General features: G+C 67.9%; 16 protein-coding genes. 8 read left to right on the top strand and 8 right to left on the bottom strand.

The annotated features are described in order from the left end of the window. The first annotated feature begins 53 nt into the window (after nucleotides 1-53). Nucleotides 54-1,064, top strand: coding sequence for an LLM class flavin-dependent oxidoreductase (locus ACFWFP_RS02835; protein ID WP_379292805.1), 1,011 nt, complete (start codon nucleotides 54-56; stop codon nucleotides 1,062-1,064). A 7-nt stretch (nucleotides 1,065-1,071) separates the two neighbouring features. Here the strand turns inward: ACFWFP_RS02835 and ACFWFP_RS02830 are convergent, their stop codons facing one another. Continuing rightward, complete coding sequence (locus tag ACFWFP_RS02830) at nucleotides 1,072-1,671, bottom strand: DUF4126 domain-containing protein (RefSeq protein ID WP_379292804.1); 600 nt, start codon at nucleotides 1,669-1,671, stop codon at nucleotides 1,072-1,074. A gap of 143 nt (nucleotides 1,672-1,814) precedes the next feature. Between ACFWFP_RS02830 and ACFWFP_RS02825 the strand changes: the two genes are divergently transcribed. The 3 genes from ACFWFP_RS02825 to ACFWFP_RS02815 all read left to right on the top strand — a co-directional run bounded on the left by ACFWFP_RS02825 (nucleotide 1,815) and on the right by ACFWFP_RS02815 (nucleotide 3,182). Continuing rightward, a complete protein-coding gene (locus tag ACFWFP_RS02825) occupies nucleotides 1,815-2,291 on the top strand; it encodes a DUF1772 domain-containing protein (RefSeq protein WP_379292803.1) in 477 nt (158 codons plus the stop codon). A gap of 27 nt (nucleotides 2,292-2,318) precedes the next feature. Continuing rightward, nucleotides 2,319-2,717, top strand: coding sequence for a PPOX class F420-dependent oxidoreductase (locus ACFWFP_RS02820; protein ID WP_379292802.1), 399 nt, complete (start codon nucleotides 2,319-2,321; stop codon nucleotides 2,715-2,717). Between the two features lie 147 nt (nucleotides 2,718-2,864). Then, entirely contained in the window at nucleotides 2,865-3,182 is a 318-nt protein-coding gene (locus tag ACFWFP_RS02815; RefSeq protein ID WP_379292801.1) for a hypothetical protein, read from the top strand. Between the two features lie 35 nt (nucleotides 3,183-3,217). On the opposite strand, the gene ACFWFP_RS02810 is transcribed toward ACFWFP_RS02815, so the two are convergent. Then, entirely contained in the window at nucleotides 3,218-3,616 is a 399-nt protein-coding gene (locus tag ACFWFP_RS02810) for a VOC family protein (RefSeq protein ID WP_379292800.1), read from the bottom strand. A gap of 103 nt (nucleotides 3,617-3,719) precedes the next feature. Here ACFWFP_RS02810 and ACFWFP_RS02805 point away from each other — a divergent pair, with 103 nt between their 5' ends. The 3 genes from ACFWFP_RS02805 to ACFWFP_RS02795 all read left to right on the top strand — a co-directional run bounded on the left by ACFWFP_RS02805 (nucleotide 3,720) and on the right by ACFWFP_RS02795 (nucleotide 6,622). Further along, nucleotides 3,720-4,727, top strand: coding sequence for a helix-turn-helix transcriptional regulator (locus ACFWFP_RS02805; protein WP_379292799.1), 1,008 nt, complete (start codon nucleotides 3,720-3,722; stop codon nucleotides 4,725-4,727). Between the two features lie 132 nt (nucleotides 4,728-4,859). After that, nucleotides 4,860-5,705, top strand: a complete 846-nt coding sequence (locus ACFWFP_RS02800) for a helix-turn-helix transcriptional regulator (protein WP_379292798.1) — start codon at nucleotides 4,860-4,862, stop codon at nucleotides 5,703-5,705. Between the two features lie 152 nt (nucleotides 5,706-5,857). Further along, nucleotides 5,858-6,622 carry a glucose 1-dehydrogenase gene (locus tag ACFWFP_RS02795; RefSeq protein WP_379292797.1) on the top strand — a complete coding sequence of 255 codons (765 nt, stop codon included), beginning with the start codon at nucleotides 5,858-5,860 and terminating at the stop codon, nucleotides 6,620-6,622. Between the two features lie 27 nt (nucleotides 6,623-6,649). On the opposite strand, the gene ACFWFP_RS02790 is transcribed toward ACFWFP_RS02795, so the two are convergent. The 6 genes from ACFWFP_RS02790 to ACFWFP_RS02765 all read right to left on the bottom strand — a co-directional run bounded on the left by ACFWFP_RS02790 (nucleotide 6,650) and on the right by ACFWFP_RS02765 (nucleotide 12,594). Beyond that, nucleotides 6,650-7,447: an ABC transporter permease gene (locus ACFWFP_RS02790; RefSeq protein ID WP_379293730.1), complete on the bottom strand. Its 798-nt coding sequence runs from the start codon at nucleotides 7,445-7,447 to the stop codon at nucleotides 6,650-6,652. 2 nt (nucleotides 7,448-7,449) lie between these two features. After that, entirely contained in the window at nucleotides 7,450-8,346 is an 897-nt protein-coding gene (locus ACFWFP_RS02785; protein WP_379292796.1) for a 2-aminoethylphosphonate ABC transporter permease subunit, read from the bottom strand. Nucleotides 8,347-8,386: 40 nt separating this feature from the next. After that, on the bottom strand, nucleotides 8,387-9,589 hold the full coding sequence (locus ACFWFP_RS02780) for an ABC transporter ATP-binding protein (RefSeq protein WP_379292795.1): 1,203 nt from the start codon (nucleotides 9,587-9,589) through the stop codon (nucleotides 8,387-8,389). Nucleotides 9,590-9,617: 28 nt separating this feature from the next. Continuing rightward, nucleotides 9,618-10,682, bottom strand: a complete 1,065-nt coding sequence (locus ACFWFP_RS02775; RefSeq protein WP_379292794.1) for a 2-aminoethylphosphonate ABC transporter substrate-binding protein — start codon at nucleotides 10,680-10,682, stop codon at nucleotides 9,618-9,620. Nucleotides 10,683-10,770: 88 nt separating this feature from the next. Further along, nucleotides 10,771-11,457, bottom strand: coding sequence for a phosphonatase-like hydrolase (locus tag ACFWFP_RS02770; protein ID WP_379292793.1), 687 nt, complete (start codon nucleotides 11,455-11,457; stop codon nucleotides 10,771-10,773). 9 nt (nucleotides 11,458-11,466) lie between these two features. Continuing rightward, nucleotides 11,467-12,594, bottom strand: a complete 1,128-nt coding sequence (locus tag ACFWFP_RS02765; RefSeq protein ID WP_379292792.1) for a TIGR03364 family FAD-dependent oxidoreductase — start codon at nucleotides 12,592-12,594, stop codon at nucleotides 11,467-11,469. Between the two features lie 97 nt (nucleotides 12,595-12,691). On the opposite strand from ACFWFP_RS02765, the gene ACFWFP_RS02760 reads away from it, so the two are divergent. Next, a complete protein-coding gene (locus tag ACFWFP_RS02760) occupies nucleotides 12,692-13,414 on the top strand; it encodes a GntR family transcriptional regulator (RefSeq protein WP_379292791.1) in 723 nt (240 codons plus the stop codon).

Below are 13,414 nucleotides of genomic sequence, written 5' to 3'. Positions count from 1 at the left end.
TTATCGGACTACGGTCCGTTTAGAAGAGAACCGCATCCTGAAGAGAGGTTCACATGGAACTGGGGCTCACCACCTTCGCCGAGCTGTACCCGACCGCCGACCGGCCCGCGCCGAGCGCTGCCGAGCGGTTGCGCCAGGTGGTCGACGAGGCGGTCGCGACCGAGGCCGCCGGGCTCGACGTGTACGGCGTGGGCGAACATCATCGCCGGGATTTCGCCGCGTCCTCCCCCGCTGTCGTCCTGGCCGCCGCTGCCGCCAGAACCGAGCGCATCCAGCTGACCAGCGCCGTGACCGTACTCAGCTCCGATGATCCGGTGCGGGTGTACCAGGACTTCGCGACGCTGGACGGGCTGTCGAACGGGCGGGCGGAGCTGATGGCGGGGCGCGGGTCGTTCACAGAGTCGTTCCCACTGTTCGGGTACGACCTGTCCGACTACGACGCGCTCTTCGAGGAGAAGCTGGCGCTGCTGCTGCGCGTGCGCGAAGAAGGCCCGGTCACGTGGACGGGCCGATTCCGGGCGCCGTTACACGACGCGACGGTGTACCCGCGCACCGACGATCGACCGCTGCCGGTGTGGATCGCCGTCGGCGGCAGTCCCGAATCGGTGATCCGTGCCGGGCTGCTCGGCCTGCCGCTCGCCCTGGCGATCATCGGTGGCCAGCCCGCGCGATTCAAGCCGCTGGTGGAGCTGTACCACCGGGCACTCGCCGAAGGCGGCCACGAGAAGCAGCCGGTGGCGGTGCACGCGCACGGCTATGTCGCCGACACCGACGCGCGAGCCGTCGCCGAGTTCTACGAGCCCTACGCCGGGGCGATGTCGGTCATCGGCCGGGAGCGTGGCTGGGGCCCGATGACGCGCGAACAGTTCGACGCGCTGCGCTCGCAGAGCGGTTCGCTGTTCGTGGGCACCCCCGATTACGTGGCCGGCAAGATCGCCGAGGTCCGCGACACCCTCGGCCTCGACCGGTTCATGCTGCACACCAGCGTGGGGACGCTGCCGCCCGAGCAGGTGCTGCACAGCATCGAACTGCTGGGCGCGAAGGTGGCGCCGCAGGTGCGCTGACAAGGGCCTATTCGAGCGCCGGGTCGATGCCGGCGGTCCGGCGCTCTCGCCGTCGCCGACGGTACCGACTGATTCGGCTGGCGCACAGGTAGACCACCCACAAACCGATGGCCAACAGGACAGCGGCGATCACCGCGGCCAGTACCGGGAAGAACACCGCCAGGGTGAGGACGCCGCCGACCGTGAGGTCTTCGGCGGTGCTCACCGCGATATTGGTGACCGGTTCCGGCGAGGTGTTGATCGCCATCCGGGTGCCCGCTTTGACGATGTGGCTGAGCAAGGCGGTCGTCCCGCCCACCGCCGCGGCGAACATCGTGGGCAGCGAATCGTCCTGCCCCGCGATCAGCGCCGAGACGACCGCGCCCGACGCGGGCCGCACCACCGTGTGCACCGCGTCCCAGAACGAGTCGAGGTACGGAATCTTGTCCGCGACAGCCTCGATCAGGAACAGCACCCCGGCGGCGACGAGCACATCGGTGCGCTGCAGCCCCGGCGGCACATCGCCCGCCCATCCGATCCGCCCGAACAATCCCAGCAGAAACACCACCGCGTACGCGTTGATACCGCTGGCCCAGCCCGCGGTGAAGATCAGAGGGAGCACCGACACCCGCTCAGCCTAAGCCCGCCTGCCGACACCGCGCGGCAATGACGTCCGGCGTCGATATCTAGCATCGCTAGACACGCTAGCGAGCAACTGTTACCTTTGCTCCATCATCTAGCGCTGCTAGATATCGAGAGAGGGAAGCCGAAATGCTCATCGTCACCGGCCAGATCATCGCCACCGCCGCAGTTCTCGCCAATGCCGTCGTCTACGGCACCGATGTCTGCGCGGCCGTGATCATGCGGTCGGTGTACCGCAAGCTCGACGACGCGACCGTCACCATCAGCGCGGGCTGGGGTCACTACTACGGCGACCGGCGCATGCCGGTGGTCGGCGCGGGCGGTGTGATCACCGCGGTTCTCACCTTGCTCATCGCGCTGCTGGCCGGACAGATCGGCGCCGCGGTCGCGGCGGGGATCGCGGTGGCCGCCCTGCTCACCTGGCTCGCCCTCTACGTCCGCATCGCCAAGCCGATCAATGCCCAGCAGACCGCCGCCGCACAGAGCGGCATCATTCCGGCCGACGCCCGTGCGCTGCAAGACAAGTGGGACAGCATCCTGAAGTACCGGGCCACCCTGCAGTTCGTCGCCATCGCCGGCCTGTGCGCCGCACTGATCCTGTTCTGATCCCGACTTCACCGAGGAGTATCCGACATGACCTTCACCAGCAATGAACAGCAGTTTCTCGCGGAAGCCGGGATCGGCCGGTTGGCCACGGTGTCGCTCGACGGCGTTGTACAGAACAACCCGACCGCCTATCGGGTGAACCCCGACGGCACGATCGATATCGGGGGTATGCGGATGCGCGGCAGCCGGAAATACCGCAACGTCGTGGCGGGCAGCCGGGTCTCGTTCGTCATCGACCAACAGGTTTCCTGGGAGCCGTACGTGATTCGCGGCATCGAGGTACGCGGCACCGCCGACGCGCTCGAGGACGAGCAGCCACCGTTCGAACACCAGGAACGCGCGATCATCCGAATTCGCCCCGAACGGATCATCTCCTGGGGCATCGACGGCGGATCTTTCGACTTCACCAGTCGCGCCGCCGAATAACCAAGGCCGGACACTCTTCTCCGGCTCACCCCCAGCAACCTGCCTCCACACATCGAAATACAGGGAAATTCACCCGCACACAATCATCCCAGTAACGTTTTCGATCACCTGGCGATTTTTCAGACAACATCGATTCAGGAGGTCGACATGCTTTCTGTGAAGAGACTCGCCGCGGGTGCCCTCGTTGCCACCGCCACCGCTTCCGCCGTCATCGCCGGTGGCGGCGTGGCGCAGGCCGACGTTCCGGTGTGGCAGGCCAACTGTCACGTCTACAACATCTTCAACACCGGCGGAATGGCCAATTGCGAGCTGCCGACCTGGCACCAGGTGAAACTCACCTGTGTCGCGTGGCCGGTCCCGTTCGTCTACTGGAAGTACGGCCCCGCACAGTACGGACAGAACCAGTCATGGGCCAGCTGCGACTCGCTCAACGCCTTGGTCGGCATCGAGGTCATTCAGGCGTAGCGCGAAACCCCGGCTGAGATGCCGATGAGCGGATTTCACCGGGCGAACTTCGCGGCGGCCTGCGTGGTGACCGGGGTGAAGAGGTTGATCAGGTTGCCGTCTGGATCGCGAAACAGCAACGACCTGTTCCCCCAGGGCATTGTCGTTGGCTCTTTGACAAAATCCTCGACCGCATCTCGCAACCGCCGGTAATCGGCATCGACGTCGGGGACCAGGAATTCGATGATCGCCGTGTGATTGTCGGCTGGGTGCGCGCTGCCCGCAGCGAACAGCGCTACGGTGCGGGTGCTTCCGATCGCGAGGGTGCCGGCCGGTGTGACGATCTCGGCGAAATCCGGTGTAGCCCAGTTTGCTTCGACGCCGGTCACGTGCTGATAGAAACTGACCAGCCGTTGGATGTCGTCAGTGATCAGACGGATCGAGACGAGCTTCATTGTGTGCTCCTGCTGTCGGATGAGGTGGAGGTTCCACCGCCGCACGCCACGGTAGAGCCGATACCGGACAGTTTCCGCCCGGTATGGATGCGACAATTTCGCGATGACCCGCCCCACCGCCCGAGTGCTGGCTCTGCTCGAGCTGTTGCAGACCGGCGGGACTCATACCGTCGGCGAACTCGCCGGACGGCTCGGCGTCGATGAACGCACCGTCAGGCGATACGTCACCCATCTCACCGACCTGGATATCCCGGTCCGATCGGTGCGGGGCCGCTACGGGGGATACCGGCTCGCTCCCGGATACCGAATGCCACCGCTGATGCTGACCGACGACGAGGCGGTAGCCGTGTTACTCGGGCTCCTCACCAGCCGTGGCGCCGACCGGCCGACAGCGGCTGCCCGCGCAGCCGACAGCGCGACGGCCAAACTCCGCCGCGTCCTCCCCCAACGGCTGACGGCCCGGCTGGACGCACTGATCGACACCGTCGAATTCACCGCCGACGCACGCCCGGAAGTCGCTGTCGAGACCGCCGTCCTGCTCCGGCTCGCCGAGGCCACCCGCGAGCACCGACCGGTCGCCATCGGGTACACCGACCGAAACGGGCGCTCCAGCCAACGGACCGTGCACCCCTACGGGCTAGTCGAGCACTCCGGCCGGTGGTACCTGACCGGGCTGGACAGCAACAGCGACGAACTACGCCAGTTCCGGCTGGACCGCATCACCGCGGCGACCACACAGCCCGGAACATTCGCTCCGCCCACCGAATTCGAACCCGCCGCGCATCTGCTGTCCGCAATGGCCACCGCGCCCTATCGGCACGAGGTATCGATCCGAGTCCAGGGCACACCCACCCAGGTCCGCCCGCTGCTCCCCGCCACAATCGCGACCGTGCACGAGATCGACTCGCAGCCCACTGACCCCGACCCGTGGGTCCGGATCCGAATCCGCGCCGAACAACTCGACTGGATTCCCGCCCTGCTCGCCGGCCTGAACCGCCCGTTCGTCATCGAGCACCCCGACACCCTCAACGACGCCGTCCGCGCCCTGGCCCACCAACTCACCGCCGCCGCCGACGGCCGATACCAAACCCCGCCGATACCAAACCCATAGGTAGCAGCCCGGCCGCTCGGCAATGCTGCCGCCATAGGGGCAGGCTCGCACCGGTTCCGTTGCGGGAGGAGTAGTTTCATCTGCTTCACACGCCGACAGCCACCGACACTCGTACCGGCTACGTTGATAGGCATGCCTAGCGCATCGTCGACACACCGCCGCGAACAGCTCCGTCATTTCCTCCGATCACGGCGGGAGCGTCTCAGTCCGGCTGAGGTGGATTTGCCGATCGTGGGGCGACGGCGGACACCTGGCCTACGCAGGGAAGAAGTTGCCATGCTGGCCGGGGTCGGGGTGTCTTGGTACACCTGGTTGGAGCAGGGGCGTGACATCACAGTGTCAGGTGAGGTGCTCGACGCGGTCGCGGGGGTGTTGCGGTTGAGTATGGCGGAGCGGGCGCATCTGTATGTGTTGTCCGGGCTTAATCCGCCGGTGGCGTGGGGGTCTGCGGGGGAGGTGACCGCGGAGATTCGGGCCCTCATCGATGGGTGGGTGCGCGGACCCGCTGTGGTGCGGGATCGGTACTGGAACATCGTGGCGTGCAACGTGCTTGCGGGGCGGGTGTTCGGGTGTGACGACGGCGAGCCGCACAATTGCCTGGTCACGTTCTTCACGAGCCCGCGTTATCGCGGGCTGCCCGACCTGTGGGCCGAGGCCGCGCCTGGTGTCGTCGCCGCCTATCGCGCGGACGCGGCCCTGGTCCCACACGACGACGAATTCCAGCGTGTAGCAGATGAACTCGCTGCTTCCGAGCCGGCGTTCGCCGAACTCTGGGCACGCCACGATGTCGGTGCGCCGCTCCAAGCCGTGAACGCCCTGCGCCATCCAGAAGCCGGGAATCTCTACTTCGACGCCACCACGCTCACCGTCGCCGACCATCCCCACTGGTCACTGGTGCTCTACAACCCGAAACCGAACACCGGCACCGCCGAACGCCTGGCTGCCCTCCCCCGACTGCACCTCTCCGAATCCGCGTGACGATCCTCTGCGCGTGTCGATCGACTTCGCCTCGCAGGTCACAGGCGGGCGCAGCGGTTGCCGTCCGTCCCGGGTGACGACGATCCTGGTGGTGGCACACCTCTGATAACTGCGCACTGTCTGCTCGAGCTGCCACCCACCAGGCTGAATCCATGACGCACAACGGTTCTCGATTCGATGGCAAGACCGCGCTGATCACGGGCGGTAGCAGTGGAATGGGATTGGCTACCGCGCATCGTCTGATCGCGGAGGGGGCTCGAGTCGTGGTGACCGGCCGGGACAAGAAGCGGCTCGACACCTCTGTCGCCGAGCTCGGTGGGCAGGCACACGGAATCGCCGGTGATGCCACCGATCTCGATGATCTCGATCGCCTCGCCGCGGCGGTGGCCGACCGTTTCGGGCAACTCGATCTCCTGTTCGCCAACGCGGGCGTCGGCTCGTTCCAGACGATCGAGCAGGTCACCGGCGCACTCTTCGATCAGGTGATCGGCAGCAACCTCAAGGGTGCCTTCTTCACCATTCAGAAGACTCTGTCGCTACTCCCCGACCATGCCTCGATCGTCATCAATGCTTCCTTCGGACTACACCTCGGCGTCCCGGGCTCTGCCCTGTACTCCGCGAGCAAGGCGGCGGTTCACAACCTGACCCGCTCTCTCGCAGCGGAATTGGCGCCCCGCCGAATCCGGGTGAATTCGGTCAGCCCGGGCTACATCGACACCCCCGCCTTCCGTGCGGAGCTCTCCGAAGCCGCGCAGCAGGGTGTCGCTGCCCTGTCCCCCGCGGGTCGTGTGGGCACCGCCGACGACGTCGCCGCCGCTGTGGCCTTCTTGGCTTCGTCCGATGCCGCCTTCGTCAACGGCCACGACCTTCGCGTCGACGGCGGGCTCACCGCAGTCGGCACATCGGCGATCTTGTAGCCATCGAGTGGAGCGAGATCGTTCGGCTCAGCGCAGCGCTGCGCGTCCCCGGATTCGGCCGAGCACCACCAGGACCACCAGTGTGACCACGACCAGGACCGTGGTTCCGGCCGCGGCGTCGAAGACCTCGCCGCGGTCGGTCTGCGCGAAGATGCTGACGGGCAATGTCTTCCAGGTGGCGGGGTAGACCATGATGGTCGCGCCGAGCTCGCCCATGGAGAGGGCGACCGCCAAGCCTGCTGCCGCGCCGAGGGCGGGTAGCAGCAGCGGCAGGGTGATCTGGCAGAGGACGCGAACAGGGCCCGCGCCCAGGGATTGCGCGGCCTGGCGGTAGACGGGGTCGAGCCGATCGAGGGCGGCGGAGACCGCGCTGAAGGCGTAGGCCAGCACCAGGACCGCGTGGGCGACGATGACGATCCACTTGGTCCCGCCGAGGAGCAACGGGCGTTCGTTGAAGGCGATGAGGACGCCGAGACCGACCGCGACCGAGGGGACGGCGACCGGGAGGTGGAAGACGGCGTCGGTGAGTCGGCGCAACCAGGTGGGCGCCGCTCGGGAGGCCAGGGCGGCCCAGGTGCCGAGAACGAGAGAGATCGCGCCGGCGAGCAGGGCGGTTTGCAGGCTCACCGAGAGGCTGGCCGCCTGCTCACCGCTGAGCGCGTTGCCGATATTGGTGAAGCCGAGGTCCGACGGCAGTGGGCCGGTCCAGCTACCTGCCAGGGCGGCGGCGATCACGGTGGCGATCGGGGCGACGAAGACCACCGCGACCACCAGCCCGAACACGCCGAGTACCAGCGCTTTTCCGCGGGGAGTCCAGACGAGCACGATCATTGCTCCTTCGGGCGGGCGATGAACCGGGCGAACACGAACCGGTAGAGGAGGTAGAGACTCAGCGACAGCAGCACCTGCACCGAGGCCAGCACCGCCGCACCGGGCAGGTCGAAGGTGACGATGCCCCGGGTGTAGATCAGCGCGGGCAGCGTGATGACGCCCTTGGCGCCGGTGAACAACACGATGCCGAACTCGTTGAGCGTGAGCAGCAGCACCAGCGACCCGCCCGCCGCGAGCGCGGGCCACGCCTCGGGCAGCACCACCTGACGCAGCACCCGCCATGGCGAAGCACCGAGACTCGCCGCCACATCGAGCTGTTCGCGGGGCATCTGCGCGAACGCGGCCAGCACCGGGCGCACCACGAACGGGGTGAAGTAGGTGATCTCGGCCAGGATCACACCGAGTGGGGTCGTCAGAAAGTCGATGACCGGTGTGGTGGCGCCGGTCAATTCGGCGATCAGGGCGTTCACCGCGCCCGCCGTCCCGTAGAGGAACGTGAAGGCGAGGGTGATCAGGAACGAGGGCAGCGTCAGGATCGTGTCGATGAGCCTGCCGACCAGACCGGATCCGGGGAACGGCACGAAGGCCAGCACGATCGCCAGGAACGTGCCGAGCACCAGACATCCCGCCGTGGCACAGACGGCGATGGAAACGGTGCGCCACAACGCTTCCCGAAACGCTTCGGACCCGAGTACCGAGGTCCACACCTCGGTGCCACGCCCGGTCGGCGTCTGTGTGGACTCGGTGAGTACCCGCAGAATCGGATACCCCGCGATCCCGAGCACCATGAGAACTGGCGGCAAGGTCCAGAGCACCGGCAACCACGACCGACGAGATGCGGGATCTTTCGTCGGCGGCGACGGGTCGGGCCGGTCGAGAACGACAGCGCTCACGACAGCACCTCGCTGGTGCCCGCTTCGCGCACGATCGCTGTCATGACTCATCCGCCGAGCGCACGGAATCGCCGGCCGTAGTAGGTGTCGCGCCGATGGCGCGCGGGATCAGCACACCCGCCGGGTCTGGAAGCTTCACCCCGACAACAGCACCGACTTCGGTCGTGAAATGCCCTGGCACGTCGGCCGTGAGCGTGCCGGGCAACCCGTCGACGGACAGCTCGACCCTGGTCGTGGCGCCACGCCACACCGAGGTCGACACAGTGGCGCGCAGGGCATCCCGCTCGCCGGGTTTGCCGACGGTGATCGTGTGCGGGCGGATGCACAGCAGGGCATCGTCGCCGGGCGCCCACTCCGCCAGTCCCACACCGGGTTGCGGCGCCTGGGCGCGCAGGGTGTTGGCGCCCGCGGTGACCAGCGCGGCGGTCCCGGTGACGTGATCGACGGTGCAGGGCACCAGGTTCGCGCCGCCGAGGAATCCTGCGGTGAAGTCGGTGGGCGGTCGCTGCCACAGGTTTTCGGCGGTATCGATGTCGACGAGCCGGGAATCGCGCATCACCGCGATCCGATCCGCCAGCGCCAGCGCCTCGGCCTGATCGTGGGTCACGTACAGCATCGCGGTGTCGGGCAACGCTTTTCGCAGCGCCTGCAACTCGCCGAGCATCGAGTGGCGCAATTGCGCGTCGAGTGCGGCGAGCGGCTCGTCGAGCAGCAGCACGCTGGGCTTGATGGCCAGTGCGCGGGCGATCGCCACCCGCTGCTGCTGGCCACCGGACAACTCCCGCGGAAGCCGCTGCGCGTAGCTGCCCATGCCGACCATGTCGAGCGCCTCGGCGACCCGTGCGGCGATCTCCGCACGCGGCACCCGATGCGATTTCAGGCCGAACGCCACATTGCTGTGCACGCTCATGTGCGGGAACAACGCGTAGGACTGCACGACGACACCGATCCCGCGCTTGGCGGGCGAGAGATCGGTGACGTCGCGGCCCGCCAGTCGGACCGCGCCCGAGGTGGGCCGGACGAAACCGGCCAGGGCCTTGAGCGCGGTCGACTTGCCCGACCCACTCGGGCCGAGGAGCGCGACGGTCTCGCCGACGGCGACGCGCAGGGTGAAATCGGCCAGCGCCACCGCGGCCTTGCGACCGCGGCCGTAGCTGACCCCGACCCGGTCGAACACGATCGCGGGTTCGGTGGTTGCCGCCACGGAGGTGGCGGATTTCATCTGGAGGTCACCGTCGGACATCGTCAACTCCCTTGTGTCACAGCCGCAGTCAGCTGCCGGTGGCCTTCTGGTACGCCGCGACATCGGCGTCCAGCTCGGTCAGCACCTTGTTCCAGTCGACCGGGACCACCTCGACACCCGTCATGGCGGCGGCCGGACCGCCGTCGGCCGGGGCGGGCACATCGGTGCGGGGCGACACAGCGAACGCCTCGGGGCCCAGCTTCGCCTGAGCGGCCGGGGCCATCAGGAAGCTCATCAGCTTGGTGGCGTCGTCCTTGTGCGGCGCGCCCTTGGCCAAACCCATCATGTACGGAACGGCCACGGTGGAACGCTTGCCCGCGGCGGCCGGGAAGAAGACGTTGAACTTGGAGCCCTTCTCCTTCACCGTGGTCAGGTTCATCTGCACGTCACCGTTGGCGATGAGCAGTTCACCCTTGTCCACCTTGGCTTGCAGCTTGCCGGTCGAGGACGACGGGCCGACATTGTTGGCCTGCAGCGCGGCCAGGTAGTCGAGAGCACCCTGCTTGCCGCGCAACTGCTGCAGCAGCACCAGCACGGCGGTGCCGTCACCGGCCTGGCCGGGCGTGGAGTACTGCAGTTTGCCCTTGTACTCCGGTTTCAACAGGTCTTCCCAGGTGAGCGCCGAGGCGTCGACCGCCGGGTTGGCGATGAAGCACAGGAAGTTGTTGGCCAGGGTCACATAGGTGCCCTCGGCGTCCTTGGCCGCGGCGGGTACAGCGGCGGTGTCGATGCCACTGGGCTGTAGCAGACCCGACTGCTTGGCTTTCTGGATGAACGGCGGCAGGGTGACGACGACGTCGGCCTGCGGGTTGGACTGCTCCTTGTCGACCCGGTTCACGACCTCGCCGGAGCCCGCCTCGACGAGGTTGACCGCGATGCCGGTCTCCTTGGTGAACGCGTCGAACTGGGACTTGTACCAGCCGCCGACACCGTCGGCGGAGTACACGGTGACGGTCTTGCCGTCCGCGGATTCGGTACCGGTGCCACCGCAGGCGCCGGTGAACGCGACGGCGGTGACGCCGGCCAGCAACAGCGCGGCCTTGGACAGGCGGCGCGCGGTGAGGGAAGTACGCACGTTGACAGCAACTTTCATTTCAGATGTCGGGGGAATCGCAGGGACGGGTGGATCGGAGGGCGACGCCGCGGCGAATACCGCGACGGCAGGTCATTGAGCCCAGCTCTCAAGGAGCAAGCACCAGCGCCGGGAACTCGGCGACCGACGCCACGACATGGGTGGCGCCGGCGGCGCGCAACTGCTCGGCGGTGTGCGCGCCGGTCAGGGTGCCCGCGACGATGCCCGCGCCGGCGGCCAGGCCGGTGGCGATATCGCTGGTGGTGTCACCGAGCACGGCGATCCGGTCGACGGCGTCGACGCCGAGGCGCAGCGCGGCGGCGAGCACCATGTCGGGGTAGGGGCGGCCGCGTCCGGCGTCGGACGGAGCGAGGGTGAGGTCGACCAGGTCGGCCCAGCCCAGTGCGGCGAGGAGCTTGTCCTGCGTGCTCCGGCTGAATCCGGTGGTGAGCGCGACCCGGACCCCGGCATCGCGCAGTGCGGTGATCGCTTCCACCGCACCGGGAATCGGCGCGATGTCGGCCTCGTCGACCAGCGCCTCGTAGGCGGTTTCGAAAGCGCGGTTGGCATGGTGGGCGGCGGTCTCGTCGCCGTCGAGCAGCGCGCGGAACACCTCGATCTTGGACTGGCCCATCGTGTCGATCACGTAGCGGCGAGCCTGTTCCCGGCCCGGGCCCTCGGTCTCGATTCCGGCGGTGGTGGCCGCGCTCTCGAAGGCGCGCAACACCAGTCCGCCGTCGGCGACGGTGGTGCCCGCCATGTCGAGGGCGGCTAGCTGAATCTTGTTGTCCGGCACAGTTGTTCCTCACAGTCCGATCTGGTCGGCGGTTTGTTCGCCGATGGCGGGGCCGAGCGTCATACCGCGACCGCCGGGGCCGGTGACGACCCAGACGTTGGTATCGGCCCGCACCCGGGTGACGACGACGCCGGGGTCGACGCTCTGGCTGTAGACACCCGCCCAGCGCCGCACGATCGGCGGCAGCGTGCGGCCGAGCAATTCCTCGGTCACCTCGGTGAGGTGGTCGTAGGGCGCTTCGTCGACGTCGAAGGCGAACGGTTCGGCGTACTCGTGGGTGTCGCCGATCGTCAGGCCACCGTGCAGGCGCTGCACGCACAGCAGCTGCATCTTGTGCTCGGCGGCGGTCGCGGTCTGCGATTGCTCGGCGGCCAGCAAATCCACTTGCGGGCCCGCGAAACCCGGGTAGTAGCGGAAGCTGTCGCCGTCGGCGATCGCGGTGGTGAGCGGTTCGCCCAGCGGGGCGGTCTGCATCATCTGCAGCCGCACCCGGCGCACCGGCAGTTCGCCCGCCAGCTCACGGGTGAGCCCGGAGTGGGCGGCGCCGGGGCAGTGGATGACGAGGTCGGCCTCGTGACGGCGACCGTGATCGTCGACCACCACCGCGCCGGAACCGGTGTCGAGAACCGCGCGGGCCTCGGTGCCCTCATGGAAGGTGTAGCGATCGGACGCGGCCATGTGGGCGCGCAGCGCGGGCAGCGCGTGACGCGACTCCACCGCGGCATCGGTCGAGCAGTGCAGGCCCGCCAGGTATTTGCCGCGCACCGCGGGGTTGATCGCGCGCACCTGATCGGGGTCGAGCAGGGTGAATCCGCGGGCATCGGCGGAGTCGCCTGCCGCCGCGGCCTCGGCGACAGCGAGTTCGGCGGGGGTCCGCACCAGCGTGATCGAACCGGCGGGCCGGAAGCCGACGCCGGCGACCCGGCCGCCGATCTCCTCCCACAATTCGCGCGAGCGCAGCGTCAGCTCGAGCTCGTCCGCCGACCGGCCCGAGACCCAGACCAGCCCGAAGTTGCGGACCGTCGCGCCGCGGGCTTCGCGTTCGCGTTCGAGGTGCACGACCTCGTGCCCACGGGCTATCGCCGCCCAGGCGTGTGCGGTGCCGAGGATCCCTCCACCGATGATGACCAATCGCATGCCACCGATAGTGGCAAATGGTCTAGACCGATAGGTGTGGGCCGCGAGAACGGCAAGTTAATTTTTGGTATAGACCAATCCGGGTACGCTGGGCGGCATGGATTCGCCGCAGACGACCCGGGTTCCGAAGGTGTTCCTGGTTCGCACCGAAATCGATCTGCTCCTGGCCGATCTCACCGAGGGCGACCCGGTGCCCTCCGAACGCGACCTCGCCACCCGCTTCGGCGTCGCCCGCGAAACCGTACGGCAGGCACTGCGAGAACTACTGGTGGAAGGCAGGATTCGCCGCCAGGGCCGCGGCACGGTGATCTCCCGGCCCAAACTCACCCAGCCACTGTCGCTGCGCTCCTATACCGAGGGCGCGATCAGCCTCGGCCGCACCCCCGGCCGCATCCTGGTGACATGGGAAGACGTCGCCGCGGATGCGGCGACGGCCACCGACCTCGAGGTGGAGCCGGGCACCGAGGTGATGCACCTGGAGCGGGTACTGCTCGCCGACGGTGAACGTGTCGGACTGGAGAGCACCTACCTGCCGCTGCACCGCTTCGCCGCCCTGCGCGGCAGCTATGACCCCACCACGTCGCTGTACTCCGCGATCCGCGCCACCGGCGTCGAACTCGCCGGTGCGCGCGAACGCATCGAAACCGTACTCGCCGCCCCGCGAGAGGCGGGTCTGCTCGAATGCACCACCGCACTACCGATGTTGCTGCTGCACCGGCGCAGTGTCGACGCCGACGGCGCACCCGTCGAACGGGTGCGCTCGCTCTACCGTGGTGACCGCATCGCCTTCGAGGCGAGACTGTCACCGGAGCCGGCGTAG

This window comes from Nocardia sp. NPDC060249 (assembly GCF_042728755.1).
In the GTDB taxonomy this organism is placed as follows: Bacteria; Actinomycetota; Actinomycetes; order Mycobacteriales; family Mycobacteriaceae; genus Nocardia.
Note: the sequence above shows the minus strand (reverse complement) of the source record. Positions and strands in the feature narration are given on the sequence as shown.

Coding starts and splice junctions, on each gene's coding strand:
- ACFWFP_RS02800 (WP_379292798.1), top strand. CDS start 4,860: ATGCCTAGCGCATCGTCGACACACCGCCGCGAACAGCTCCGTCATTTC.
- ACFWFP_RS02775 (WP_379292794.1), bottom strand. CDS start 10,682: ATGAAAGTTGCTGTCAACGTGCGTACTTCCCTCACCGCGCGCCGCCTG.
- ACFWFP_RS02820 (WP_379292802.1), top strand. CDS start 2,319: ATGACCTTCACCAGCAATGAACAGCAGTTTCTCGCGGAAGCCGGGATC.
- ACFWFP_RS02780 (WP_379292795.1), bottom strand. CDS start 9,589: ATGTCCGACGGTGACCTCCAGATGAAATCCGCCACCTCCGTGGCGGCA.
- ACFWFP_RS02760 (WP_379292791.1), top strand. CDS start 12,692: ATGGATTCGCCGCAGACGACCCGGGTTCCGAAGGTGTTCCTGGTTCGC.
- ACFWFP_RS02815 (WP_379292801.1), top strand. CDS start 2,865: ATGCTTTCTGTGAAGAGACTCGCCGCGGGTGCCCTCGTTGCCACCGCC.
- ACFWFP_RS02835 (WP_379292805.1), top strand. CDS start 54: ATGGAACTGGGGCTCACCACCTTCGCCGAGCTGTACCCGACCGCCGAC.
- ACFWFP_RS02765 (WP_379292792.1), bottom strand. CDS start 12,594: ATGCGATTGGTCATCATCGGTGGAGGGATCCTCGGCACCGCACACGCC.
- ACFWFP_RS02825 (WP_379292803.1), top strand. CDS start 1,815: ATGCTCATCGTCACCGGCCAGATCATCGCCACCGCCGCAGTTCTCGCC.
- ACFWFP_RS02810 (WP_379292800.1), bottom strand. CDS start 3,616: ATGAAGCTCGTCTCGATCCGTCTGATCACTGACGACATCCAACGGCTG.
- ACFWFP_RS02795 (WP_379292797.1), top strand. CDS start 5,858: ATGACGCACAACGGTTCTCGATTCGATGGCAAGACCGCGCTGATCACG.
- ACFWFP_RS02805 (WP_379292799.1), top strand. CDS start 3,720: ATGACCCGCCCCACCGCCCGAGTGCTGGCTCTGCTCGAGCTGTTGCAG.